We start from the raw sequence: 24,921 nt of genomic DNA on the forward strand, positions 1-24,921 counted from the left end.
GAAGGAGCCCCACATCCTTGCGGGGTGGGGAGGGGAACGGTGAATGTAGTGACCACGCCGCGGCGTTGAGGTTCTCAGCCACCGCGGTCATCCACTTCCACCACGTACCTGAGGTTCGTCATGTCTGCTCTTCGCCGTGTCCGCAAGCCCGCCCTCTTCGCCGTCACCGCCCTTGCTGCCCTCTCCCTGACCGCCTGCGGACCTGCGGACGGTAAGGACGACGCCCTCAAGTCCGTGCCCTCCGCGTCGGAGGAGCAGGGGAAGAGCACCGCCGACGTCAAGGGCGGTCAGAGCGGCGGTAAGGGTGAGGCACGCGCCTCCACCGAGCGCGGCGACGACGCCGGTAAGAACCACGCCGACGGCGACGACGCCCAGGCGACCGCCCCCTGCACCGGCGCCACCGTGAAGGCCGAGGTCTCGCAGGCGCCCCGCCCGATCAACCACCTGCTTATCAAGATCACCAACACCGGCAGCAAGCGCTGCGAGGCGTTCGTCGCCCCCATGCTCCGCTTCGACGAGGACCAGGCCGCCACCCGCGTGCTGGACGACTCCAAGCCGCAGGCCGTCGTCAGCGTCGAGCCCGGTGAGTCGGCGTACGCCGGTGTCGGTCTGACGGGTGAGCCGGGCGACGACACCCACCTGCGCGACGCCCGGAACCTGGAGATTCACTTCCAGGGCAGGGACGAGAACGAGCCCGACGCCGGTCACAGCGTCAGCCTCGCCCTGCCGGACGGCACCAAGGTTGACGACAACGCGTTCGTCACCTACTGGCAGACCGACCCCAGCGTCGCCCTCTCCTTCTGAGCCGATGCGCTCCCCAGGCCTCCGCGCCCGGCGACGTCCTTCCCCTGGCCCGGCGGGCGCGGAGCCCGTACACGGAAACGGCCCGGCGCACCCCGCGCCGGGCCGTGCCCGCGGAAGCCCGGGGCCCGTACGGCACGCCCGTACGTCAACGCCCCCGGTCCTGCCTCCGTCAGACGTACCGTTCGAGGATGGACGACTCGGCGAGGCGGGACAGGCCCTCGCGGACCGAGCGGGCGCGGGCCTCGCCGACGCCGTCCACCGCCTGGAGGTCGTCGACGCTGGCGGCCAGCAGCTTCTGGAGGCCGCCGAAGTGGTCGACGAGACGGTCGATGACCGCGCCGGGAAGCCGCGGCACCTTCGCCAGCAGCCGGAAGCCGCGCGGCGAGACGGCGGAGTCCAGCGTCTCCGGCGAGCCGCTGTAGCCCAACGCGCGGGCGACGGTCGGCAGTTCCAGCAGTTCGGTGTGGGTGAGCGCGTCCAGCTCCGCCAGCGCCTCGGGGACGGTGCGGGAGCGCTTGGCGGTCGGCTCGGGGACGTAGTCGCGGGCGACCAGCTCGCGCTCGGGCTCGACACCGGCGATCAGCTCGTCCAGCTGGAGCGTCAGCAGGCGGCCGTCGGTGCCGAGTTCGACGACGTACTCGGCGATCTCGGTGGCGATGCGACGGACCATCTCCAGGCGCTGCGCGACGGCGGAGACGTCCCGGACCGTCACCAGGTCCTCGATCTCCAGGGCGGAGAGAGTACCGGCGACCTCGTCGAGGCGGAGCTTGTACCGCTCCAGCGTCGCCAGCGCCTGGTTGGCGCGGGAGAGGATCGCCGCCGACTCCTCCAGGACGCGCCGCTCCCCGTCGACATACAGGGCGATCAGCCGCATCGACTGGCTCACCGAGACGACCGGGAATCCCGCCTGGATGGAGACGCGCTGCGCGGTGCGGTGGCGGGTGCCGGTCTCCTCGGTGGGGATGGAGGCGTCCGGCACCAGCTGCACCCCGGCGCGCAGGATCTTGCTGATGTCCTTGTCGAGCACGAGCGCGCCGTCCAGCTTGCACAGTTCGCGCAGGCGGGTGGCGGTGAACTCGACGTCCAGCACGAACCCGCCGGTGCACATCGACTCGACGGTCTTGTCGAAGCCGAGGACGATCAGTCCGCCGGTGTTGCCGCGCAGGATGCGTTCGAGTCCGTCACGCAGGGCCGTACCGGGGGCGACCGCGCTCAGCGAGGCGCGCATCAGGGCGTCGGTGCCGGAACCCCCGCCGGACCTTCCGGGAGACGATGCCCGGTCGTTGGCTGCCACTGCACTCCTCCGTCGCAAGGTCTGTCGGTCCGCAGCCGCCCGGCCCCTGCCGTGGTGTCCTGCGGCGTACCAGGGAGCGTACGTGTCCCGGCGGCAGGACCGCGGTGGGGCGGGCGGGACCGGGGCAGAGTCTACCGGCGGACCTCTTCCTCCTGCGGGGCCGCTCGCCGGGGTCGCTTGGGCAGCACCCGCAGCGCCTCGCCGATGTCGGCGACCTCCAGCACCCGCATACCGTCGGGGATCTTGCCCGGATCGGACGGCACCAGCGCGTGGGTGAAGCCGAGCCGCGCGGCCTCGGCGAGCCGCCGTTGGACGCCGGTGACGCGCCGGACCTCCCCGGCGAGCCCGACCTCGCCGATGGCGACGAGGTTCTTGGGCAGCGGGGTATCGCTCGCGGCGCTGGCCAGGGCGAGCGCCACCGCGAGGTCGGCGGCGGGCTCGGTGAGCTTCACGCCGCCGACGGTGGCGCTGTAGATGTCGCGCTTGCCCAGGGCGCTGATCCGGCCGCGCTGTTCCAGGACGGCGAGCATCATCGAGACGCGGGAGGTCTCCAGGCCGGAGGTGGTCCGGCGCGGCGAGGGGATCTGCGAGTCGACGGTGAGCGCCTGGACTTCGGCGACGAGCGGGCGGCGGCCCTCCAGGGTGACGGTCAGACAGGTGCCGGGTACCGGCTCGGCGCGGCGGGTCAGGAAGAGGCCCGAGGGGTCGGCGAGGCCGGTGATGCCTTCGTCGTGCAGCTCGAAGCAGCCGACCTCGTCGGTGGTGCCGTAGCGGTTCTTGACGCCGCGGACCAGCCGCAGCCGGGCGTGCCGGTCGCCCTCGAACTGCAGGACCACATCGACGAGATGCTCCAGCAGGCGGGGGCCCGCGATGGCGCCGTCCTTGGTGACATGGCCGACGAGGAGCGTGGCCATCCCGCGCTCCTTGGACGCGCGGATGAGGGCCCCGGCGACCTCGCGGACCTGCGCCATGCCGCCGGGGGCGCCGTCGATCTCCGGGGAGGCGACGGTCTGCACGGAGTCGAGGACCAGCAGCGACGGCTTGACGTCGTCGAGGTGGCCGAGGACGGCGGAGAGGTCGGTCTCGGCGGCCAGATAGAGGTCTTCGCTGAGCGCGCCGATGCGGTCGGCGCGCAGCCGTACCTGGCTCGCGGACTCCTCGCCGGTGACGTAGAGGGTGCGGTGCGCGTCGGACGCGGCCTTGGCGGCGACGTCGAGCAGGAGGGTGGACTTGCCGACGCCGGGCTCCCCGGCGAGCAGCACGACGGCACCCGGGACGAGGCCGCCGCCGAGCACGCGGTCCAGCTCGGGCACGCCGCTGGAGCGGGCGGTGGCCCGGCGGCCGTCGACCTGGCCGATGGGGACGGCGGCGGTGGTGACCCGGCCGGGCGCGGTGGTGCGGACCGCCCCGGCGCCGCCGGTCTCCTCGACCGTGCCCCACGCCTGACATTCGGGACAGCGCCCGAGCCACTTCACGGTGGTCCAGCCGCACTCGGTGCAACGGTAGGAGGGGCGCTCCTTGGCCGACGTTTTACGGGTTGCCATGACGTCACCGTAACGGCGGGGTGTGACAGCGGGGCCGACGGAGGGCGGCGGCGCATCCACCGAGGCGCCACGGACGCCGGGTCGGGCCGCCGTCGCACCGCTCGCCGGACCGCTGCGGCGCCGGGCCTGCCATCGCGCCGCCCGCCCCGCCGTAGGGCCCGGGGCCGTGCGCCCCACCCCGTCGCGTTCGGGAGGCTTGGGCGGAACGGGTGGTTCATGTCCCCTTTTGAGTGAGACGCTCACTCGTTAGGGTTGAATGAGCGGCCAGACGGCGAGTGCCGCTGGATCATCGCCCTACCGTCGCCGGGGTGATGAGCAGGCCCGAGCACCCCACGCACACCACCGGCGCACACCGGTCGCGCAGCGGCGCTTCGCATCGGAGCAGGCCGCAGCACCCCGGCCGACCGGTGCCGTCCGACCGTCCCGAGCAGGCCGTCCGCCCCGAGCGGTCGGTCCGTGTCGCCTGGCCCGTCCTGGCCCCTCCTTCGGGCCCTCCGGGCGCCGCAGGCACGCAGCCGCATGCCGCGCGCCCCGGTATCCCCGGCCGTCCGGGGCACGCCGTCCGGGCCGCGGGCTACGAGCCGTATCTGGACGGGTTGTTCACGTACTGCCTGTCCGTGCTGTGCGCGCACGATGCGGCGGCCGCGGTGCTCGGCGAGACGCTGGCGCTCGCCGAGCGGCAGCACGGCAGACGCCCCGGCGATCCGGGCCTGTACCGCCCCTGGCTCTACGCCCTCGCCCGCTGGGCGTGCCTGCGGCGGCTGGCCGATCCCGGCGCGCCGGATCCGGCGGCGGACCCGGAGGCCGGGCGGCGCGAGCTGGCCAGGCTGGCGTGGCCCGAGGCGGCCGGGATGACGCCGGAGCAGCGCGAGGCCCTGGAGCTGTCGGTCCGCCACCGGCTGCCCGCGGCGGAGGTGGCCGCGGTGCTCGGCACCGACCCGGTCGCCACCCGGGCACTGCTGGCCACCGCGTCCTGCGAGGTCGAGCGGACCCGTGCCGCGCTGGCCGTCGTCGAGCGCGGCCACTGCCCGGATGTGGCGCGGCTGGCCGGGGGCGCCCCGATGCTGCTGGGCGCGGTGCTGCGGCGGGAGCTGGTGCGGCACGTCGACGACTGCGCCGAGTGCCGCGGCACCGCGGAGTGCGCGACGGCCGCCGGTCCCTGGCCGGGCACCGCACCGGCGGCCCGGGGGACGCTGCCGCTGGTCGCGGCGCCCCGGGAGGCGGTGTTCGGGGCGCTGGCGGCGGCCCGGCGGGCGCGGTCCGGGCGGGCCGAGGGGGTGGCCGGTTCGGGCGTGCCGAGCAGGGTGCGCCGGGCGGGCCGCAGCGGTGGGGCAAACGGTTCTCCACGCTACGACCGCCGGGGCTTCCCGGTCCGCCCGACGGATCTGGTGGCCCGCCGGATGCGGCTGCGCAGCCGCGCGATGACGACGACGATCGTCGCCACCGTGCTGGCTGCCCCGGTGCTGGCCCTGTGGGCGGCGTACCACGGGGCGCCCGCACCGGGTGCGGCGGAGAGCGCGCCCCCGGTGACGGCCATCGAATCGGACAGCGGGCGGCTGGACGGCCGCCCGTACGAGAATGCGGGCAACGCCGGGACGACGCCGCGCTCCTCGCCGTCGGCGTCCGAGGGGCCGGGGGACGTGGCGGCGCGGGTGACCGCCGCGGACAGCGCATGGTCGCGCCTGTCCACCGGTCCCGGGCGGCTGACGGTGACGGCGCAGCCGCGCGGCGCGACGACCGTCATCACGCTCAGCGCGTCCGGCGGCACCCCGGTGCGCTGGACGGCGGCGCCCGGCGCCCCGTGGCTCCAGCTCAGCCGGACGGCCGGGGAGCTGCGGCCGGGACAGACCACGGCGGTGACCGTCCACGTCGACCACGACCGGGAGCCGGACGGGCCCTGGCGGGCCCGCATCGTCATCGGGCCGGGCGCCACCGCGGTCCTGTTGGAGGGCCGGGGCGCCGGTTCCCCGGGCACGGGCGGGCGGCACCCCGCGGGCCCGGCACCCATGCCGACCCGCCCGGCCACACCGTCGCCCCGGCCGACCGGCCCGTTGCCCCCCGCCCCGTCGTCGCCGGATCCCACACCTACGGGGCCGACGCCTACGGATTCGTCGACGCCGGTGGCCACGGTGCGCTGAGGGGCGACGCGGGACGCCGGAACGGGACGGGCGGGACGCCGCAGCGGGCGGGTGGAACGCCGGAACGGGCAGGTGGGAGGCCGGAACGGGCCCGGCGGAACGCCGCAGCGGCGGGCGGAACGTCGCAGCGAGCAGGCGGAACACTGCGGCGGCCGGGCGGAACCCACGGTCAACGGGTGGGAAGCCCCCCCCCGGCCCTCGAACTCCCTCAGCCTTCCAGCGACTTCGCCGAACCCGGCCCGCCCTGGGCGCGTTCCGAGCTGAGATCACGAGAGGGCTGGTGTGGCTGAGCGTCTCAGTTGGTCTTTGAGGGCTCCAGTTGGCCACTGCGACGCTCAGCGGCAACCGATGGGTCGGCATCGCGACGGCAGGGCTGTCGGCAGGCAGGGCTGTCGTTGATCTGTAGGCGATGTGTCGGTGGCCGCTGGAACCGTGGAGGTCGAGTTGCCCCGCGGAGCAGCCACAGCCGCCTTCCACTGCAAGGGAGCACCGCCGCCATGTCGTCCAAGCCCTCCACGTCCGCCCTGCCCTGGGATGTTCAACGGCTACCGCGTGCCGAGGACAGCATTTTCCTGGTCACCGGCGGCAACGCGGGTATCGGCTACTTCGTCGCGGAGCAGTTGTCCGGAACCGGGGCCGCTGTCGTGCTGGGCAGCCGGAATCCCGCGAGAGCCGAAGCCGCCACGGCCTCGATCCGCTCGCGTGTGCCTGGTGCGCGGGTGCGGGCCGTACGGCTGGACCTCGCCGACCTCGCGTCGCTCAGAACAGCAGTGGAATCACTGGGGGTGGAATACCTCGACGCGGTGGTCCACAACGCCGGCGTCGCGCTCGACGACCTGCCGCGCAAGGAGACCGCGGACGGTCACGAGCTCATGTTCGGCACGAACCACCTCGGGCACTTCGCGCTGACGTACTGGCTGATGCCGTTGCTGGCGGCCGCACCGGCGGCCCGCGTCGTGACCATGGGCAGCTTCGCAGCGAAGTCCGAGCGACTCGACCTGGACGACCTGCAGTCCCGGAAGGACTACCGGCCCCAGCGCACCTACGGACGCTCCAAGCTGGCGCAGATGTACTTCGGCCTCGAACTCGACCGCCGTCTGCGCGCCGCCCGCAGCACGGTGGCGAGCGTGGTGGTCCATCCCGGCGGCGCACTGGACTCTCTCACCCCGTCACGGCCGGCGGTCCATGCGCGGACCGCGGGTGCGCGGCTCTGCGGGGCACCAGCCGCCCTCCTCGTCCAGGGCAAACACGCCGGCGCATGGCCCGCGGTCCGGGCGGTGCTCGACCCGAATGTGCGCGGAGGACAACTATGGGGCCCGCGCGTCTTCGGCCTGCGCGGCAAGCCCCGGCGGGAACCGGTGTGGAGCCACTTGGCCGACACCGTGACCGCGACGCGGTTGTGGGACGCAAGTGGTGACGTGACCGGCGCCGACCTCGGCACCCTCCCCGGATAGCCCCAGGCACGCGCGAGGAACGCGCCCGAAGGCGCGCCCGAAGTCCCGCCCTGGCTCGCGACGTCCTCCGGGCGGACGACGGGACTTTGCGCACTCTCTAGGCCCCGCCCCCCTCCGGCACCTCCAGCTTCACGGCCTTCCCGGAGCGGGCGGACTTCGGGGGGCTCGCCGGGTCCGCCGGGTGCGGGGCCAGCGGGAGGGTGGCGGCCAGGCGTTCCTCGCAGAGTTCGGCGAGCTTGGCGTAGCCCTCCTTGCCCATCAGTTCGGTGAGTTCCGGTTCGTACGAGACGTAGACCGGGTCGCCGGCGCCGTGGGCGGAGGTGGCGGAGGTGCACCACCAGTGCAGGTCGTGGCCGCCGGGGCCCCAGCCGCGGCGGTCGTACTCGCCGATCGTCACCTGGAGGATCTGGGTGTCGTCGGGCCGATCGATCCAGTCGTAGGTGCGGCGCACCGGGAGCTGCCAGCAGACGTCCGGCTTGGTCTCCAGGGGCTCGCGGCCCTCGCGCAGCGCCAGCAGGTGCAGGGAGCACCCGGCGCCCGCCGCGAAGCCGGGGCGGTTCTGGAAAATGCAGGAACCCTGCCAGCGGCGGGTCTGCCGGTCGCCGTCCTCGTCCTCCTCGGTCCAGCCGCTCTCCGTGCCGACGTCGTGGAACTGCCACAGCTCGGGGGTGAGCCGTGCCACGTGCCTGGCGACCCGCTCTTCGTCCTCCTCGTCGGAGAAGTGCGCGCCGAGCGTGCAGCAGCCGTCGTCGGCGCGGCCCGCCTGGATGCCCTGGCAGCCGCTGCCGAAGATGCACGTCCAGCGGGAGGTCAGCCAGGTCAGGTCGCAGCGGAAGAGCTGCTCGTCGTCGGCCGGGTCCGGGAAGGTGACCCAGGCGCGGGCGAAGTCGAGGCCGACCTCGTCGGCCGTGGCGCCCGCCGCGCCGGCCTGGCGCTTTGCGCCCTTCTCTACGGTTTTCCCACGCTTCGCCTTGTTCGTCTTAGCCACGACTCCAGCGTACGGGCCCGCCGGCCTCGCGAGTCGCCGCCGGACCGGACCCCAGGGGCGCGCGCACCACCGCCGAGCGCCCCCACACCCGCGCCCGGTCCCCTCCGGGCCCGGGCGCGGGCAGTAGGTTTCCCCGTATGAGACTCGGTGTCCTCGATGTGGGTTCGAATACGGTCCATCTCCTGGTGGTCGACGCGCACCCGGGCGCACGCCCGCTGCCCGCCTACTCGCACAAGGCGGAGCTGCGGCTCGCCGAACTGCTCGACGCGGACGGCGCGATAAGCGACGCGGGCGTGGCGCGGCTGATCACGACGGTCCGGGAGGCCGGGGAGGTGGCCGAGGACAAGGGTGTCGAGGACGTGCTGCCGTTCGCGACCTCCGCGATCCGCGAGGCCACCAACAGCGAGGAGGTGCTGCGCCGCGTCGCCGAGGAGACCGGCGTCGCGCTTCAGGTGCTGTCCGGTGAGGACGAGGCGCGCCTGACCTTCCTCGCCGCCCGCCGCTGGTTCGGCTGGTCGGCCGGGCGGCTGCTGCTCCTGGACATCGGCGGCGGCTCCCTGGAGATCGCGTACGGGCTGGACGAGGAGCCGGACGCGGCGGCGTCGCTGCCGCTCGGCGCGGGCCGTCTGACCAGCGGCGCACTGCCCGGCGATCCGCCCGGCACGGACGACGTACGGGCGCTGCGCCGCCGGGTGCGGGCCGATATCGCGAAGGTGGTGAGCGACTTCACCCGCTTCGGCGCCCCCGATCACGTCGTCGGGACGTCGAAGACCTTCCGGCAGCTGGCCCGGATCACCGGCGCCGCCCGCTCCTCCGACGGGCTGTACGTCCAGCGGGAGCTGGAGCGCAAGAAGGTGGAGGAGTGGGTGCCGAAGCTGGCCGGGATGACGGCGCAGCAGCGGGCCGCGCTGCCCGGTGTCTCCGAGGGACGTTCGCGGCAGCTGCTGGCGGGGGCGCTGGTGGCGGAGGCGGCGATGGACCTGTTCGGGGTGGATGCGCTGGAGATCGGCCCGTGGGCGCTGCGTGAGGGCGTGATCCTGCGGCGGCTCGATCACCTGCCCGCGCCCTGAGCGGTGCGGCCCGTACGCTGTTCCTCGTGACAGAGCCAGTGGTGCGCATCCCCGATGCGAAGGTCGCGCTGTCCACGGCCTCGGTCTACCCGGAGTCGACGGCGACGGCGTTCGAGATCGCCGCGCGCCTGGGGTACGACGGCGTCGAGGTCATGGTGTGGACCGACCCGGTCAGCCAGGACATCGAGGCGCTGCGGCGGCTGTCGGACTACCACGGCGTGCCGGTCCTGGCGGTGCACGCGCCATGCCTGCTGATCACGCAGCGGGTGTGGTCGACCGACCCGTGGGTCAAGCTCCAGCGGGCGAAGAACGCCGCGGAGAAGCTGGGCGCCTCCACCGTCGTCGTCCATCCGCCGTTTCGCTGGCAGCGGTCGTACGCGCGGGAGTTCGTGCGCGGCGTGTGGCGGATGGAGCACGAGACGGACGTCCGGTTCGCGGTCGAGAACATGTATCCGTGGCGCTACCGCGACCGCGAGATGCTGGCGTACGCGCCGGACTGGGACCCGACCAACGACGACTACCGCCACTTCACGATCGACCTCTCGCACACCGCGACGTCGCGCAGCGAGGCGCTGGAGATGGTGGGGCGGATGGGCGACCGGCTGGCGCACCTCCATCTCGCCGACGGCAACGGCTCCAACAAGGACGAACATCTGGTGCCGGGGCGCGGCTCCCAGCCGTGCGGGGAGCTGCTGGAACAGCTGGCGGTGACCGGTTTCGACGGCCATGTCGTCGTCGAGGTCAACACCCGCCGCGCGATGTCCGCGGCGGAGCGCGAGGCGGATCTCGCGGAGGCGCTGGCCTTCACCCGCCTCCATCTGGCGTCGCCGAAGCGATAGGGGCGGCACTTCCCGGGGTGCCGAAGCGGTAGGGACGCCCCCCCCGGCCCCGTCCGCACTCCGGTCACCCGTCTCACCATGCGGAGGACTTGTCCGGATCGCGGATCGGCAGCGTAGTCTCGGGATGAGCTGATACAGGACGGCTGATGTAGGACGCCGCCGGTACGCGGCGGGGTGCCTGTCCCCTTCCGGTGCCGCAGCGGCGGTCGTCCGAGACGAATCCCGAGGGAGTGACCATCGTGCCCGAGCTGAGGTCCCGCACCGTTACCCATGGCCGCAACATGGCCGGCGCCCGAGCCCTTATGCAGGCCAGCGGCGTGGCGCGCGAGGACTTCGGCAAGCCGATCATCGCCGTCGCCAACAGCTTCACGGAGTTCGTACCGGGCCACACCCACCTCCAGCCGGTGGGCCGCATCGTCTCCGAGGCGATCCACGCGGCGGGCGGCATCGCCCGGGAGTTCAACACCATCGCCGTCGATGACGGCATCGCCATGGGCCACGGCGGCATGCTCTACAGCCTGCCGTCCCGCGATCTGATCGCCGACTCCGTCGAGTACATGGTCGAGGCGCACTGCGCGGACGCGCTGATCTGCATCTCCAACTGCGACAAGATCACCCCGGGCATGCTGATGGCCGCGATGCGCCTCAACATCCCCACCGTCTTCGTCTCCGGCGGCCCGATGGAGGCCGGTCAGGCGACGCTGGTCGACGGCACGGTCCGCAAGCTCGACCTCGTCAACGCCATCTCCGAGGCGGTCAACGAGAACGTTTCCGACGAGGACATCCTCCGCATCGAGCAGAACGCCTGCCCGACCTGCGGTTCCTGTTCCGGCATGTTCACCGCCAACTCCATGAACTGCCTGGCCGAGGCGATCGGCCTGGCGCTCCCCGGCAACGGCTCCGTCCTCGCCACCCACACCGCCCGCAGGGCGCTGTACGAGAACGCCGGACGCACCGTCGTCGAGATCACCAAGCGCCACTACGAGCAGGACGACACCACCGTCCTGCCGCGGTCGGTCGGCTCCCGCGCCGCGTTCGAGAACGCCGTCGCCCTCGACATCGCCATGGGTGGCTCGACCAACACGATCCTGCATCTGCTGGCCGCCGCGCAGGAGGCCGAGCTCGACTTCGACATGAAGAAGATCGACGAGCTGTCGCGGCAGCTGCCGTGCCTGTCGAAGGTCGCCCCGAACGGCGCGTACTACATGGAGGACGTGCACCGCGCGGGCGGCATCCCCGCCATCCTCGGCGAGCTGTACCGCGCCGGGCTGCTCAACGAGGACGTCCACACCGTCCACTCCCCCTCGCTCGCCGACTGGTTGAAGAACTGGGACATCCGCGGCGGCTCCCCGTCCGCGGAGGCGACGGAGCTGTTCCATGCGGCGCCCGGCTGCGTCCGCTCGGCGAAGGCGTTCTCGCAGTCGGAGCGGTGGGAGTCGCTGGACACCGACGCGGCGGGCGGCTGCATCCGCGACATCGAGCACGCCTACTCCACCGAGGGCGGCCTCGCGATCCTCTACGGCAACCTCGCCGTGGACGGCTGCGTCGTGAAGACCGCCGGTGTCGACGAGTCGATCTGGACGTTCGAGGGCCCCGCCGTCGTCTGCGAATCGCAGGAAGCGGCGGTCGACGCGATCCTGAAGAAGCAGGTCAAGGAGGGTGACGTCGTCGTCATCCGCTACGAGGGCCCCAAGGGTGGCCCCGGTATGCAGGAGATGCTGTACCCGACGTCGTTCCTCAAGGGCCGCGGTCTGGGCAAGGCGTGCGCCCTCATCACCGACGGCCGGTTCTCCGGCGGCACCTCGGGCCTCTCCATCGGCCACGCCTCACCGGAGGCGGCGTCCGGCGGCACCATCGCCCTTGTCGAGAACGGCGACTGCATCCGCATCGACATCCCGAACCGCTCCATCGAACTCCTCGTCCCCGACACGGAGCTGGAGTCCCGCCGCTTGGCGCTCGACGGCGTCTACGCCCCGAAGCAGCGCGACCGCAAGGTCTCCCAGGCGCTGCGCGCGTACGCCGCGATGGCCACCAGCGCGGACAAGGGTGCGGTGCGCGATGTGAGCAAGCTGGGGTGAGGTAGCGGATCCGCGTACGGGATCCCGTACGCGGATCCCGTAGGTGTGGGGCCCTCGCCGGGTGGCGGGGGCCCCACACGTGCACCGCCATGAGGGAGCGGACGGAGTTCCGCGTCAGCCCCGGCCGAGGACGCAGAACTCGTTGCCCGCCGGGTCGGCCAGGACGACCCAGGAGACGTCACCCTGGCCCACGTCGGCCCGTGTCGCGCCGAGGGCTTCGAGCCGGGCGACCTCCCTCGCCTGATCCCCGACGGGGTCGGACATCACGTCGAGATGGACGCGGTTCCCTACGATCTCGTCGTCGGGCGTGCGGCGGAACTCCAGGTACGGTCCGACGCCCTTGACGGAGCGCAGCAGGGCGCGTTCGTCGGTCAGCTCGTGGACGGTCCAGTCGATCGCCTCGCCCCAGAACCGGACCATGGCCCACGGGTCGGCGCAGTCGACGACCACGGCGGCTACCGGCCCGGTGTCCCGGTAGAGCTCCCGGGGTTCCAGGACGCGGAACACGTTGCCTTCCGGGTCGGCCAGCACCGTCCACGGCGCGTCGCCCCGGCCCCCATCGGCGGGCGTCGCCCCGAGCTCCTTCAGACGTGCGACCCACTCCGCCTGATGGGCGTCGGAGGTGGTGGCGAGCTCCAAGTGCACGCGGTACTTCACCGTCTCCGGGTCCGGGACACGGACGAGGTCGATGCAGAGGGCGGACGGGTCCGGCCAGTCGAAGCCCACGGGTTCCAGGTTGGTGACGCCGGGCCCTTCGCTGGAAACACCCCAGCCGAGCGCCTCCGCCCAGAACTGGCCGAGCGCCGAGTCGTCCCGGGCCTTGAAGTTCAACTGAACAAGTTGCAGCGTCATGCGGCACACCCTAGGTCTTGAGCTGCGGATCGGGCACGGATTCTCGATGTTCGATTCCCGCTCGTGTTGATCGGGACCTGCTCCGCGGGAATGGCCGTGCCGCAGCCGGCTGAAGTCGAGCTGCACCACGGAGTGTTCACACCGCATCGGCGGCCCGCCGCCCGGGTGGCCCGCAAGCGACGTGATCTTGAAAGGCGTTGAGTATTTCGATCGAATGGGGCGGGGAATCCGTTCCGGAAATTCGGAAGGGGTGCACCGACCCCTCCACGGTGTCACGTTCCCTCCGTAAATGCGGCGCAACTTCGGGAAATTCGGCGGAGGTTCAACGGGATTCCCGAGGGGGCTCGGCCGGGAAGTCGGTCGGCGCCAGGCCGCGACCGGTTGGTTTCCAGAATCCGGTATCCCGCGCTGTCGTAGAGATTCATCGCCACCTCATTGCCGCCCCACACCGTGAACATCAGGGCCGTGTCCCCGGCGGCGCGCGTGGCCCGTTCGCCCGCCGCCATCGCGCCGTGGCCGTACCTCTTGCCGCGGTGCTCGGGGTCGACGTGGAGGCTGAAGCCGTAGGTGACGCCGCGTGCGGCGCACCATGCCTCGGCCCAGGCGAGGGTGGCTTGTTCATGCCCCTGATCGGCGTGGTCCGCGTCGATCCAGAGGTCGCCGATGCGGCCCGCGGGCGCGCCGTGGTCGTCGGTGATGCCCCTCGCGACGTACCCGATCCGCGCCCCGTCGTGGATGACCTCCGCGGCGGTCCACTCCGCGGCCTTCTCCCGCTCCCGGATGCTGCCGATCCGGGCCGCCGCCGCTTCCGGGTCGAGACCGGCGGCGAGGTACGCGTCCCGTAGCCGCCGCTCGAAGTCCTGCTGTCAGGCGGCGTGTTCGTCCAGTATGTGGAATTCCGTCATCGGGCCACCGTAGCCACGGTCGTCGCGCGAGGCCCGGGAGATTCCGCCCCGGCCACCACCAACTCACTTGTGGTGCGGGGTGATGGAGTGGGCGAGGCCGCGCGTGGTCGCCCATCTGGCGGGCGAGGGCTGAGGACGGCCGGGGCACGGTCCCGTTACCGCCCGTCCTCCGGTGGCCGGAAGCATTCCGTGGCGACGGCCAGCCGGACCGTGTGCGGCGGTTTGGCGGAGGCGACGGCGAGGTGGGTGCGGTGCGGCCGGTCGACGGCGTCGAGTTGGGCCTCCTGGACCTGCGGCCGTTCCTCGTACGCGGTGACCTCGACGTCGTGGCGCCGTTCCAGCGCCGCCCGCAGCCGTCGCAGTGCGGCGATGTGGAACCGGTCGGGCAGGTCCGCGTACGCGGTGTACGTCAGGGTGTACGGGCTGTCGGCGGGCGCCCGGACGCCGCGCCGGTCGCACCGCTCGTAGGACGCGCCCGGGTTGTACCGCCCGCTGATACCGATACGGGCGTCGGCGGCCACCGTCCGGACCTGCTGTTCCGCGGTGGCGAGCGCCGCCGTCCGGCTCTCCCGGGGCGGCGCCGCCCCGGCGGACGACCACGCCAGCCACCAGACGGCGGCCACGACGATCACCGCCGTGGCCGCGATCGGCCCGCCGCGCCGCCGCCCGCTTCCGTGCCCGATCCTCAACGCCCGGACAGCGTCCCGCTCTTCACGGCCCCGACGAACGAGGCCCACACCGGCGCCCCGAAGACGAGCGCCGGACCAGCGGGAGCCTTGCTGTCCCGGACGGGGACGAGCGCGGCGAGGTCGTCGGAGACCTCGATGCAGGCGCCGCCCTCCTGGTTGCTGTAGCTCGACTTACGCCAGCTGACGGTGGTGAGGAGGTCGTCCGACACCTCGATGCAGTTCCCGCCCTCCTGGTTGCTGTAGCTGGACTTACGCCACTGGAGTGCGCTCAGTTCGACTCGGTGGACGGACATGGGATTTCCTCCAGAAGACGCTGAATGAACTCGACGGACTCGCGCGGGGAAAGAGCGTGGTCGCGCAGCCGATCGTAACTGAACTGCAGACGCTCAACTCCTCCGTTGTCGGTCACCAGTTGCCCGTCGAATCCGGTCTCGACCCAGGCCACCGTGCGGCCCTCCGGCAGCCGGAGGAGCGCGGTGTCCGTGTTTATCAACTCGCACGGACCGGCGGCGAACGGCAGCACCTGAATGGCGACGTTGTCCTGCTCAGCCATGTCCAGGAGGTGGGCCAGCTGCTCCCGCCACTCCGTGTCGTCCAGCAGGCGGCGCCGCAGCACGGCCTCGTCGATGACCGCGCGGAAGTGGGGCGCCAAACTGCCGGACAGCACCTCGCGACGGTCCATCCGAGCATCGGCCTGCTGCTCCACTGCGCCGCCTTGAGCCAGACTGCCCAGCATCAGCAGTCGCCGCGCGTACGCCCGCGTCTGAAGAAGCCCCGGGATCACGCTGGGCGAGTACCACTGAATCCCCGTGGCCTCGGCCTCCACCGTCATGTACCGCCGGTACTGCTCGCGGAACTGCGTCGAGGAGCCGAGCGCCATCTCCCACATGGCGATCAGCAGGCCCGGTGGCGTTCCGTAGTAGACCTCCAGTGCTTCCACAACTTCGGGGCTGCCGATTGTCTGTCCCCCTTCCATTTTTCCGAAGAGGGACGGATCCCAGCCCAGAGCTTCACCCAGTTCCCGAAGACTCACCCCTTTCTGCTGCCGCAGCAATCGCAGCTCTTCCGCAAAACGTTGACGTGGCTCCTGACTTCGACCTGTGACCGCGCGCCTGGGCGGCATAACGACCTCCCGAAGAAGATGTGGAAATTTGTTCTGGAGCGACCGAAGGGACTCCGACATGCGGAAAGGGGGCTCCAACGCGGGTGCATTCTCTTAACACCCGGAATACGCACGGTAGTTGATGTGGCGCGTCCCGGCATTCGAACACCGAAATCACAGGAGTGATCCATGGGGACGGAACAGATCGAGGATGCCGAAGCCGTGTGCGGCGCGCTGGACGGGGCGCTCAGGGCGGCGGGCGTGGGCCTGCCGTCGCTGGGCGTCGACCCGTTGTCGTACGGCAGCGCGCTCCCGCTCGTCCTGATCGAGTTGGGGCGCTGCAACCTCGACACCGCACGGCGGCTGACCGCCGTCCTGCGCGGGGCGGCCGGATGAGCGGGCAACGCGACCTCTACGTGATGAGCACCGTCCGGCCGTACCTCGTGAGCGTCGTCCGGCGCGGCGGCGCGGGCACCGTACGGCCGTACGTCCCGAAGCCGTATCTCTCGCCCGCCTGCCATGTCGGACGGCATCCGTGGTGCGACAAGGAGCGGGTGGAGCCGGGCGACGTGCCCGGGGTGCGGCGCGAGGTGTGTGCCTGCGCCTGCCACGACGGGGCGGGGCACTGAAGGCGGGTGGGTCCGGGGCTTTGGCGTACGGGCCCAGGCCCCGGGCCCGCCGTGCTCAGGTGTGGCTGCTCGTCACGCCGCCCAGAAGGCCGCCTCCTTCTCCGGTGACAGGCCCGGCGCGGGCCGCCCCGGGTACGCCGGGACGGCGCCGCCGATCGACCGCAGCCACTCCCAGGTGTCGGCGACCGTCTCCGCCACCGGACGGCACCGCAAGCCGGTGGCCAGCGCCTTTGTCACGTCGCCGCGGTGCAGCGTGTCGTGCAGTTCGCCCGGCGGCAGCCAGACCGGCAGCTCCGTCCACGGCTCGATCCCGGCGGCGGTCACCGCCTCCGGGTCGGCCCAGCGCAACTCGGCGTCCGCGCCGGTCACCCGTATACAGGCGTCGAGGAGTTCGCCCATGGTGGCGTGGCCGGTCGGGCTGACCAGGTTGTACGCGCCGCCGGGTATCCCGTCGTGCAGCGCGTCCAGCGACCAGCGGGCGAGGTCGCGGGCGTCGATGTACTGGAGCGGCAGGTCGCGCGGCCCGGGGGCGAGGACCGGCCCGCCCCGGGCGAGGCGGCCCAGCCACCACGGCAGCCGCCCGACGTTCTCGTACGGGCCGAGGACCAGCCCGGCGCGGGCCAGTACCGCGCGGTCACCGAACGCTTCCTGGATCGCCAGCTCGGCGCCGCGCTTGGCCCGTGCGTAGTCGTCGGCGGTGGTGTCGTCGGGGGAGGCGTCGACCACCGGGCCGTTCTCGTCGAGTCCGGCGGCGGACGGGACCGGGTGCACCGACCGGGAGGAGACGTAGACATGGCGCCCGACGCGGCCGGACAGCAGCCGCGCGGCGTCCCGGGCGGCGGCCGGTGCGCCCTTCCAGGTGTCGACGACGGCGTCCCAGGTGCCGTCCTCCAGGGCGGCGAGCCCGCCCGGGGCGCTCCGGTCGCCGATCCGCACCTCCACACCCGGAGGCGGCGCGGAGTTCCCGCGATGAAAGACCGTCACCTGCCAGCCCCGGGCCAGCGCCTCTTCGACGACCGACCGGCCGACGAACTCCGTTCCGCCCAGCATCAGCAGCTTCATGCGGAGACTGTGCCCCGCACGGCCCCGCCCCGCCAGGGCCGCATGCTCTGAGCAGATCCTCTGTGGGCGGAACAAGCGGAAGATGCTGGTCCGAGGCGGTCCGGCCGGGAGGGTGTCCGGCCGGGAGGGCGTCGGGCCGTGGCCCGGCCTCCGTCCTCGTCCCGGCCTCAGTCCTTGGCGAGCGTGAACTCCGTGTGGACCGCGGACAGGCCCGGGACGGCGGCCTCGACGCGGTACGTGCCGGGGGGTACGGAGGCGGCGCTCGGGGTGGCGCACCCGGGGCCGCCCGCCCGGCGGTCCCAGGTGACGGTGCGGGTGACGGTGGAGTGCGCGGGGATCTTCATGAGGGCGGCGGCGGAGCCGTTGGGGCAGTCGTCGGAGGCCCAGACCGGGTCGTCGGCGGAGGGATCGGTGATGGTCAGCACCGCGGCCTTCGCGCCGAGGTCGACCTTGCAGTCGGCGCCGCCGGTGTTCTTGACGGTCAGTTCGAACTCGGGCTTCGTACCGGGGCGGTAGGAGTCCTTGACGCTGCGCAGCGTCAACTCCGCGCCGTCGCCGGTGCAGTTCGGCAGGTCGGAACCGGCCGCGACGGGCGCGCCGCCGGTGCCCGTACCGATCGGGCCCTTGCCGGAGCCCTCGGAGCCCCCGGATCCCTTGGAGTCCGCGTCGCCGGAGCCCTTGGATCCCTCGGAGCCCGACCCTGAGCCGCCGCCGCCCGACTCGTCCCGGCCGCCCGGCTTTTGGCTGATGGCGGGGCCGGTGGAGGACGGTCCCGGGGTGATGGCGTCGGCCGGGCCGTGGCCCGCGGCGCCCTTGCCCTCGGTGTTGGTGCGGCTGCTGCCGTCGCCCCAGTTGAGGACCCACAGCACGAGGAGGGCGAGCAGCGCGAAAATGCCCAGCGCAACGGCTCTCCGCCGCCAGTAGATGGAGGAGGGGAGCGGCCCGATCGGATTGCGCAGAGATCCCACGCGGAAACTCTACGAGAGATCACCACCGGCACCGCCCCTTACCCGCCGCACGAAACGGCAACTTTTCCCATGATCGGTACGGCGGCTTTTCCCGTGATCGGTTCGGGAACTCTTCCCGTGATCGGTTCGGAGGGGGCGGGAGGGGGGCCGGGGGCGGCCCGCCCGTACCTCCGCAGGGCCCCGGGCGGCCCCGGATCCGTACGCCAGGTGCGCCGAGGCCCCGGCATTACGTACCGTCTGCCCTCATGAACAGCACCGACCTCTACCGCGATGTCACCGACTTCGCGCACGGCACCCCTGGGTGGGTCCATTCCTTCGCCGACGCCGGTACCGAAGGCGGGATTCTGCTTCTGATGGCGGTGGCCGTCCTCGGCTGGTGGCGGGCGCGGCGCCTCGCACCGCGCGCGGTCGCCCTGGCCGTGCTGGTGCCGGTGGGCACGGCCGTCGCCTACCTCCTGAGCGAGATCCTCAAGAGCTTCGTCCAGGAGCAGCGGCCGTGCCGGGCGGTGGCGCACGCCGCCGCGTCGATCGCCACCTGTCCGCCCCAGGGGGACTGGTCCTTCCCGAGCAACCACTCGGTGATCGCCGCCTCCCTCGCCGTCGGGATCTTCATCGCCTGGCGCGCGGCGGCCTGGCTCGCGGTGCCGGTGGCGCTGCTGACCGGCTTCTCCCGGGTCTTCGTCGGCGTGCACTACCCGCACGACGTCGCCGTCGGGCTGCTCGTCGGCGCCGTGGTCGCGGCGATCTGCTTCCGGGTGCTGGCCGGTCCGATGACCACGTTGGTGATCAAGCTGCGTACGGGGCCGCTGAAGCCGCTGGTCGAGGCGCGACGGGGGTCGCACGCGGCCGGCTGACCGGCGGAACGGGGAACGGGGGATCACCGAGTGGCGGCGCAGGGCCAGAGGTCCTGGGGCCGCCACTCCTGTTTGTGGCCGAAGCCCCGGCCGTTGTCGATCAGCCGCAGCCAGTCCGGGCGCAGCTCCCACAGTGCGGTCCGCTCCAGGGCCGCGCGCAGCCGTTCGTCCCCGGCGACGAACGGGAACCGGCCGGTGTACGCGGCCCAGCCCCCCGCCCGCGCGGCGCCGGTCAGCTCCCGGCACCCGCCGCGCCCCTGGAGCCCGGTGAGCCCGCTCCACTCCTGACCGTCGCGCTGCGCCGTGAACGCCACCCGGGCACCGGGCCGGGCCAGCGCCCGCCCGTGCCGGGTGGAATGCGCGGTGACGAAGTACAGCAGGGGCGCGGACGCGTCGCCGCCCGGCGCGTAGAGCACCGCGCACGCCTGCGGCCCGTCGTCGTCCGTGTACGCCAGGGTCAGCGTCGTATGGGCGGCCAGCGCCTGCCGGATCCCGGCTGGACAGTCCCCGCCCGGCCCGGGACCCGCGCCGCCGGGGGTGCTGTCCCCGGGGGCGCCGGGGCTGCTGTCCCTGGGGGCGCCGGGTGCCTCGTCCCTGGGTGCGCCGGGCGCGCCGGGTGCCTCGTTCTCGGGCCTGTCCGCCTCGTACGTGGTCATCGTCGCCGTCTCCTGTCCTGGTGCCGCACGGCCGGGCGGTGGCTCGCCGCCCGCGCCTCCCTCCACTCTGCCGCCCCGGGCGGGGCCTACGCGGGCGGGGCGCCCCGGGGGAGCCGCACCCGTGCCCGCCCAAGGCCCCCGGGCCCCCGGCCGGACGGCACCCCCTACCCCCGGTAAGCCGCCACCCGTACGTACCGAGCCTCCCGCTTGCGGGTGGGCGTGCGGTGGTGCGGGCCCGGCGCGTCTCCTGGGCGGGTGCGCCCGTGCCAGGATCGTCGGGCCATGACTTCCATCCCCGCCACCACCCCCACGGTCCCGCCCTCCGCCGCCTCTCTGCCCTCCGCCGCCGTACCGGCCGCGGAGGGGTCCGACGGGTCCCAGCTCCACGGTCCCGTCACCGACTGGTTCGACGCACACGCCCGCGACCTGCCCTGGCGCCGCCCCGAGGCGGGCGCCTGGGGCGTGATGGTCAGCGAGTTCATGCTTCAGCAGACGCCGGTCAGCCGCGTGCTGCCGGTCTACGAACAGTGGCTGGCCCGCTGGCCGCGCCCCGCCGACCTGGCCGCCGAGGCGCCGGGCGAGGCGGTCCGCGCCTGGGGCCGCCTCGGCTACCCGCGCCGGGCCCTGCGCCTGCACGCCGCGGCGCTGGCCATACAGGAACGCCACGGAGGGGACGTCCCGCGCGAGCACGGCCAGCTGCTGGCGCTGCCCGGTGTCGGCGAGTACACCGCCGCCGCCGTCGCCTCCTTCGCGTACGGGCAGCGGCACGCGGTGCTGGACACGAACGTGCGGCGGGTCTTCGCCCGCGCGGTGACCGGCCGCCAGTTCCCGCCGAACGCCACCACCGCCGCCGAGCGGAAGCTGGCGCGGGCGCTGCTGCCGGACGATGAGCGGATCGCCGCGAAGTGGGCGGCGGCCACGATGGAGCTGGGCGCGCTGGTGTGCACGGCGCGCGGCCCGGAGTGCGGGCGCTGCCCGATCGCCGCCCGGTGCGCCTGGAAGCTGGCCGGATCCCCGCCCCACGAAGGCCCGGCCCGCCGCACCCAGACGTACGCGGGCACCGACCGGCAGGTCCGCGGCAAGCTCCTCGCCGTGCTGCGCGAGGCGCTGGCGCCGGTGCCGCAGGCGGCGCTGGACACGGTGTGGAACGAGCCGGTGCAGCGGGCCCGCGCGCTGGACGGCCTGGTCTCCGACGGCCTGGTCGAACCGCTGCCCGGCGGCCGCTACCGCCTGCCGCGCACCTGACGGCCACCTGAACCGGCCACTCATGGAGGGACGCGTCCTCGGGGCGCGTCCCTCCGGCGTACCCGGGGGCGGCCCGCTGCCGTACCCGGGACGGCTCGCCGCACACCGCCCCCGGAGGCACCGCCCCTGAGCCCGCGCCCCACGCACCCCGGGCCGCCCACCCCGTATCCGACCGCCCCGTATCCGGGCGCCCGTACCTTTGGTGGCCCCCGTCCGTCCGGAGGATGACGCATTTCGGACCCGTCGTCCGTCCCTGGGAGGACCCCCGGGCCGCTGTTACACAACCGACGGATTTCCGTGCACTGCCTGTGGGGCCGACGCGCATTGCGCCGCAACACCCCCTCCGTAGCGTCCTCCTCGTGCCGGAGATGACCACCGGCACGTTCAACGTGGGGACTCGCAAAAGCGGAGCGGAGGCGTCGGAATGGCGACCAGCGGCGGCAAGGTACTGGACTTCGAGGAGTACGTACGGACGCGGCAGGACGCGCTGCTGAGGAGCGCCCGGCGGCTGGTGCCGGACCCCGTGGACGCCCAGGACCTCCTCCAGACGGCGCTGGTGCGCACGTACGGCCGCTGGGACGGCATCGCCGACAAGTCGCTGGCCGACGCCTACCTCCGCCGCGTCATGATCAACACCCGTACCGAGTGGTGGCGGGCGCGGAAGCTGGAAGAGGTGCCGACCGAGCAGCTGCCCGACGCGAGCGTCGACGACGGCACCGAGCAGCGCGCCGACCGCGCCCTCCTGATGGACATCCTCGGGGTTCTGGCGCCCAAGCAGCGCAGCGTCGTCGTGCTGCGACACTGGGAGCAGATGAGCACCGAGGAGACGGCTGCCGCGCTCGGCATGTCGACGGGTACCGTCAAGAGCACGCTGCACCGGGCACTGGCCCGCCTCCGCCAGGAGCTGGCCGACCGTGACATCGACGCGCGCATGCTGGAGCGCGGCGAGGCGGAGCGGGAGCGGGAGCGGTGCGCGGCCTGAGCGGTACGGCATCAGGAACGGCGACTGTGCGAACAGCGCGGTGAGCAGGAGCGGATTGACCAGGAACAGGTTGACCACGGGCGGGTTGACCACAGGCGGCGCGGCCACGGCGGGGGTGGCCGCGCTCGGTCTGCTGCTCGCCGGCTGCCACCCCGGCAGCGAGGGCGTCCGCAGCGAGGGCACGCCGACCACCACCGCCCCGGCCCCCGGGCACGCCCCCTCCGACGACCCCTCGCCCACCACCGGCGCGTCCCTGAGGAAGATCGACGCGGTGGCGCTGCTGAAGGGCGACCCGAAGGTCAGCGGCGAGGTGAAGCGGACCCTCGCCAAGCCCTGCGTCGCGGACGCGTACCCGATCGAGGTGACGTACGCCTCACTTACCGGCAACAAGGCCCCCGACGTCATCGTCAACGTCATGACCTGCGCGGATTCCATCGGGATCGGCGCCTACGTCTACCGCAGGAGCGCCGCGGGCGGCAGCGGGTATGACAACGTGTTCAGCGATGAGCAGCCGTCCGTCTCCGCCGGGGTCGACAAGGGGGACCTGGAGGTCTCCAAGCAGACCTACGGCACCGGCGACAAGGTGTGCTGCCCGTCCGGTGAGGACGTGACCACCTACCGCTGGTCCCACAACCGCTTCGCGGAGCTGGACCGGTACCACACGGACTACAGCAAGACCACCGTCGACGGCCCCGGGCCCGATGACGACGACACATCGGAGGGTTGAGACAACGGCATGGCCGACACCCATGTGCTCTTCGTCGAGGACGACGACGTCATCCGCGAGGCCACCCAACTTGCCCTGGAACGCGACGGGTTCGTGGTCACCGCGATGCCCGACGGGCTCGCCGGTCTTGAGGCGTTCCGCGCCGACCGGCCCGACATCGCGCTCCTCGACGTGATGGTGCCGGGCCTGGACGGCGTCAGCCTCTGCCGCCGCATCCGGGACGAGTCCACCGTCCCCGTGATCATGCTGTCGGCGCGCGCCGACTCCATCGACGTGGTCCTCGGCCTGGAGGCGGGCGCCGACGACTACGTCACCAAGCCGTTCGACGGCGCCGTCCTCGTCGCCCGGATCCGCGCCGTGCTGCGCCGCTTCGGCCACGCCAGCGGCCCGGACGCCCGCAACGGAGCCCACGCGTCCGGCGACGCCGCGCCCGCCGAGGCGATACTCCGCTTCGGGGACCTGGAGGTCGACACCGAGGGCATGGAGGTCCGCAAGGGCGGCGCGCCGGTCGCGCTGACGCCGACCGAGATGCGCCTGCTGCTGGAGTTCTCCGACGCCCCTGGCACCGTCCTGACCCGCGACCGCCTGCTGGAGCGGGTGTGGGACTACGGCTGGGGCGGCGACACCCGCGTCGTCGACGTCCACGTCCAGCGGCTGCGCGGCAAGATCGGACAGGACCGCATCGAGACGGTCCGCGGCTTCGGCTACAAGCTGAGAGGCTGACGCGCCAGGTGTTGAGGCTCCCCCTGCGGACGGGGCTGCGATGGAAGCTCAGCGCCGCCATCGCGCTGGTCGGCGCGCTGGTGGCGGTGGCGCTGAGCCTCGTCGTGCACAACGCGGCGCGCGCCTCGATGCTCGACAACAGCCGTGACGTCCAGATCGAGCGGCTGAACTCCACCCAGCGGATCTACGAGTCGACCGGCCGGCTGCTGTTCAGCGCCAAGGTCGACGACCCGGCGCTCCCCGCGGAGCTGCGCAAGGAAGTCCTCACCAACACCCGCGCCACCTACCTCCAGGACCACGGCGAGGCCGCCCCCGAGGTGTGGGCCGCCTCCCCGCTCGGCGACGGCCGGGTCCTGTCGATGCACAACCGCTACTACGACCGCTTCAAGGTCCTCGACGACCTCGACCAGGCGCTGGTCCTCGGCTCGACCGCCGTCGTCGTCGGCGGCTGCGCGCTGGGCGTCCTGGTCGGCGGCCGCCTCTCGCGGCGGCTGCGGAAGGCCGCGGCCGCCGCCGGGAAGCTCGCCGACGGCGACACCTCCGTCCGGATCCGCGACGCGGTCGGCGGCCGCATCCGGGACGAGACGGACGATCTGGCCTGGGCGGTCGACGCGATGAACGACGCGCTCCAGCAGCGCATCGAGGCGGAACGCCGGGTCACCGCCGACATCGCCCACGAACTGCGCACCCCCGTCACCGGCCTGCTCACCGCCGCCGAACTGCTGCCCCCGGGCCGCCCCTCGGAGCTGGTACGCGACCGGGCGCAGGTGCTGCGCACCCTTGTCGAGGACGTGCTGGAGGTGGCGCGCCTCGACGGCTACGCGGAGCGCGCCGAGCTTCAGGACGTGGCGCTCGGCGAGTTCGTCGGCCGCCGCGTGCGGGCCCTCAACGCGGACGTACGGGTCGAGATCGTCCGGGACGCGGAGGCCACCACCGATCCGCGCCGCCTGGAACGGATCCTCGGCAACCTCATCGCCAACGCCGTCCGGCACGGCACACCGCCCATCGACGTCACCGTCGAGGGCCGTATCCTGCGCGTCCGCGACCACGGCAAGGGCTTCCCGGAGGCGCTGCTGAAGGAGGGCCCGAGCCGTTTCCGCACCGGCAGCAGCGACCGCGCCGGTCGCGGCCACGGCCTGGGCCTGACCATCGCCGCAGGTCAGGCCCGGGTCCTCGGTGCCCGCCTCACCTTCCGCAACGCCGACGAACTCGGCGACGGCTCGACCGGCGCCGTCGCCATCCTCTGGCTCCCGGAGAACGCCCCCACGGCCACCGGCAGCTTCCCGGTCATTCATCTGCCGGAGCGGTGAGCGGGCGG

Annotated in this window: 26 protein-coding genes; 15 read left to right on the forward strand and 11 right to left on the reverse strand. The window is 73.0% G+C overall.

The window, feature by feature from the left end; translation table 11 throughout:
* The first annotated feature begins 120 nt into the window (after positions 1-120).
* Positions 121-804: a DUF4232 domain-containing protein gene (locus OG422_RS17695; protein WP_143940618.1), complete on the forward strand. Its 684-nt coding sequence runs from the start codon at positions 121-123 to the stop codon at positions 802-804.
* 169 nt (positions 805-973) lie between these two features.
* On the opposite strand, the gene disA is transcribed toward OG422_RS17695, so the two are convergent.
* Both disA and radA read right to left on the reverse strand, forming a co-directional pair.
* Entirely contained in the window at positions 974-2,098 is a 1,125-nt protein-coding gene (disA, locus tag OG422_RS17700) for a DNA integrity scanning diadenylate cyclase DisA (RefSeq protein WP_030288727.1), read from the reverse strand.
* Between the two features lie 131 nt (positions 2,099-2,229).
* Positions 2,230-3,642, reverse strand: a complete 1,413-nt coding sequence (gene radA / locus OG422_RS17705; protein WP_143940617.1) for a DNA repair protein RadA — start codon at positions 3,640-3,642, stop codon at positions 2,230-2,232.
* A gap of 311 nt (positions 3,643-3,953) precedes the next feature.
* On the opposite strand from radA, the gene OG422_RS17710 reads away from it, so the two are divergent.
* Positions 3,954-5,780, forward strand: a complete 1,827-nt coding sequence (locus tag OG422_RS17710; RefSeq protein ID WP_405743661.1) for a sigma-70 family RNA polymerase sigma factor — start codon at positions 3,954-3,956, stop codon at positions 5,778-5,780.
* A 497-nt stretch (positions 5,781-6,277) separates the two neighbouring features.
* The gene (locus OG422_RS17715) at positions 6,278-7,234 is read left to right on the forward strand and encodes an SDR family NAD(P)-dependent oxidoreductase (RefSeq protein WP_405743662.1); all 957 of its coding nucleotides are present in this window, start codon (positions 6,278-6,280) and stop codon (positions 7,232-7,234) included.
* A 97-nt stretch (positions 7,235-7,331) separates the two neighbouring features.
* On the opposite strand, the gene OG422_RS17720 is transcribed toward OG422_RS17715, so the two are convergent.
* Entirely contained in the window at positions 7,332-8,222 is an 891-nt protein-coding gene (locus tag OG422_RS17720; protein WP_405743663.1) for a hypothetical protein, read from the reverse strand.
* 137 nt (positions 8,223-8,359) lie between these two features.
* Here OG422_RS17720 and OG422_RS17725 point away from each other — a divergent pair, with 137 nt between their 5' ends.
* From OG422_RS17725 to ilvD, 3 genes are all read left to right on the forward strand, one after another.
* Positions 8,360-9,292: a Ppx/GppA family phosphatase gene (locus OG422_RS17725; RefSeq protein ID WP_405743664.1), complete on the forward strand. Its 933-nt coding sequence runs from the start codon at positions 8,360-8,362 to the stop codon at positions 9,290-9,292.
* Positions 9,293-9,330: 38 nt separating this feature from the next.
* Complete coding sequence (locus tag OG422_RS17730) at positions 9,331-10,131, forward strand: sugar phosphate isomerase/epimerase family protein (protein ID WP_405747851.1); 801 nt, start codon at positions 9,331-9,333, stop codon at positions 10,129-10,131.
* 239 nt (positions 10,132-10,370) lie between these two features.
* Positions 10,371-12,209 carry a dihydroxy-acid dehydratase gene (gene ilvD, locus OG422_RS17735; RefSeq protein ID WP_405743665.1) on the forward strand — a complete coding sequence of 613 codons (1,839 nt, stop codon included), beginning with the start codon at positions 10,371-10,373 and terminating at the stop codon, positions 12,207-12,209.
* Between the two features lie 114 nt (positions 12,210-12,323).
* Here ilvD and OG422_RS17740 read toward each other — a convergent pair whose 3' ends face one another.
* Both OG422_RS17740 and OG422_RS17745 read right to left on the reverse strand, forming a co-directional pair.
* Complete coding sequence (locus OG422_RS17740) at positions 12,324-13,061, reverse strand: VOC family protein (RefSeq protein ID WP_405743666.1); 738 nt, start codon at positions 13,059-13,061, stop codon at positions 12,324-12,326.
* Between the two features lie 272 nt (positions 13,062-13,333).
* Positions 13,334-13,780: a GNAT family N-acetyltransferase gene (locus tag OG422_RS17745; protein ID WP_405747853.1), complete on the reverse strand. Its 447-nt coding sequence runs from the start codon at positions 13,778-13,780 to the stop codon at positions 13,334-13,336.
* On the opposite strand from OG422_RS17745, the gene OG422_RS17750 reads away from it, so the two are divergent.
* Entirely contained in the window at positions 13,682-13,906 is a 225-nt protein-coding gene (locus OG422_RS17750; protein ID WP_251076482.1) for a hypothetical protein, read from the forward strand. The genes OG422_RS17745 and OG422_RS17750 overlap by 99 nt on opposite strands.
* 215 nt (positions 13,907-14,121) lie before the next feature.
* Here the strand turns inward: OG422_RS17750 and OG422_RS17755 are convergent, their stop codons facing one another.
* The 3 genes from OG422_RS17755 to OG422_RS17765 are packed head-to-tail and all read right to left on the reverse strand — an operon-like array spanning position 14,122 to position 15,778.
* Entirely contained in the window at positions 14,122-14,655 is a 534-nt protein-coding gene (locus tag OG422_RS17755; RefSeq protein ID WP_405743667.1) for a hypothetical protein, read from the reverse strand.
* On the reverse strand, positions 14,652-14,948 hold the full coding sequence (locus OG422_RS17760) for a DUF397 domain-containing protein (RefSeq protein WP_405743668.1): 297 nt from the start codon (positions 14,946-14,948) through the stop codon (positions 14,652-14,654). Before OG422_RS17760 ends, OG422_RS17755 begins: the two co-directional genes overlap by 4 nt.
* On the reverse strand, positions 14,924-15,778 hold the full coding sequence (locus OG422_RS17765; protein WP_405743669.1) for a helix-turn-helix domain-containing protein: 855 nt from the start codon (positions 15,776-15,778) through the stop codon (positions 14,924-14,926). The genes OG422_RS17760 and OG422_RS17765 overlap by 25 nt, the downstream gene beginning before the upstream one ends.
* A gap of 168 nt (positions 15,779-15,946) precedes the next feature.
* Between OG422_RS17765 and OG422_RS17770 the strand changes: the two genes are divergently transcribed.
* A complete protein-coding gene (locus OG422_RS17770; protein WP_143940607.1) occupies positions 15,947-16,153 on the forward strand; it encodes a hypothetical protein in 207 nt (68 codons plus the stop codon).
* Positions 16,150-16,386 carry a hypothetical protein gene (locus OG422_RS17775; protein WP_143940606.1) on the forward strand — a complete coding sequence of 79 codons (237 nt, stop codon included), beginning with the start codon at positions 16,150-16,152 and terminating at the stop codon, positions 16,384-16,386. The genes OG422_RS17770 and OG422_RS17775 overlap by 4 nt, the downstream gene beginning before the upstream one ends.
* 72 nt (positions 16,387-16,458) lie before the next feature.
* Here the strand turns inward: OG422_RS17775 and OG422_RS17780 are convergent, their stop codons facing one another.
* Both OG422_RS17780 and OG422_RS17785 read right to left on the reverse strand, forming a co-directional pair.
* Complete coding sequence (locus OG422_RS17780; protein ID WP_405743670.1) at positions 16,459-17,448, reverse strand: NAD-dependent epimerase/dehydratase family protein; 990 nt, start codon at positions 17,446-17,448, stop codon at positions 16,459-16,461.
* 167 nt (positions 17,449-17,615) lie between these two features.
* Positions 17,616-18,416, reverse strand: a complete 801-nt coding sequence (locus tag OG422_RS17785) for a hypothetical protein (protein WP_405743671.1) — start codon at positions 18,414-18,416, stop codon at positions 17,616-17,618.
* A gap of 245 nt (positions 18,417-18,661) precedes the next feature.
* Here OG422_RS17785 and OG422_RS17790 point away from each other — a divergent pair, with 245 nt between their 5' ends.
* Positions 18,662-19,270, forward strand: a complete 609-nt coding sequence (locus tag OG422_RS17790) for a phosphatase PAP2 family protein (RefSeq protein ID WP_405743672.1) — start codon at positions 18,662-18,664, stop codon at positions 19,268-19,270.
* Positions 19,271-19,293: 23 nt separating this feature from the next.
* Here the strand turns inward: OG422_RS17790 and OG422_RS17795 are convergent, their stop codons facing one another.
* On the reverse strand, positions 19,294-19,926 hold the full coding sequence (locus OG422_RS17795; protein ID WP_405743673.1) for a pyridoxamine 5'-phosphate oxidase: 633 nt from the start codon (positions 19,924-19,926) through the stop codon (positions 19,294-19,296).
* A 282-nt stretch (positions 19,927-20,208) separates the two neighbouring features.
* Here OG422_RS17795 and OG422_RS17800 point away from each other — a divergent pair, with 282 nt between their 5' ends.
* The 5 genes from OG422_RS17800 to cseC all read left to right on the forward strand — a co-directional run bounded on the left by OG422_RS17800 (position 20,209) and on the right by cseC (position 24,913).
* The gene (locus OG422_RS17800; RefSeq protein WP_405743674.1) at positions 20,209-21,171 is read left to right on the forward strand and encodes an A/G-specific adenine glycosylase; all 963 of its coding nucleotides are present in this window, start codon (positions 20,209-20,211) and stop codon (positions 21,169-21,171) included.
* 424 nt (positions 21,172-21,595) lie between these two features.
* A complete protein-coding gene (locus tag OG422_RS17805; RefSeq protein ID WP_143943328.1) occupies positions 21,596-22,153 on the forward strand; it encodes a SigE family RNA polymerase sigma factor in 558 nt (185 codons plus the stop codon).
* A gap of 55 nt (positions 22,154-22,208) precedes the next feature.
* Entirely contained in the window at positions 22,209-22,880 is a 672-nt protein-coding gene (locus tag OG422_RS17810; RefSeq protein WP_405743675.1) for a hypothetical protein, read from the forward strand.
* Positions 22,881-22,889: 9 nt separating this feature from the next.
* Positions 22,890-23,603 (forward strand): two-component system response regulator CseB, encoded by a 714-nt coding sequence (gene cseB, locus OG422_RS17815; RefSeq protein WP_143943326.1) that lies wholly within the window; start codon positions 22,890-22,892, stop codon positions 23,601-23,603.
* A gap of 8 nt (positions 23,604-23,611) precedes the next feature.
* Entirely contained in the window at positions 23,612-24,913 is a 1,302-nt protein-coding gene (gene cseC, locus OG422_RS17820) for a two-component system sensor histidine kinase CseC (RefSeq protein WP_405743676.1), read from the forward strand.
* Positions 24,914-24,921 lie beyond the last annotated feature (8 nt).

This window comes from Streptomyces sp. NBC_01525 (genome assembly GCF_045040405.1).
GTDB lineage: Bacteria > Actinomycetota > Actinomycetes > Streptomycetales > Streptomycetaceae > Streptomyces > Streptomyces benahoarensis.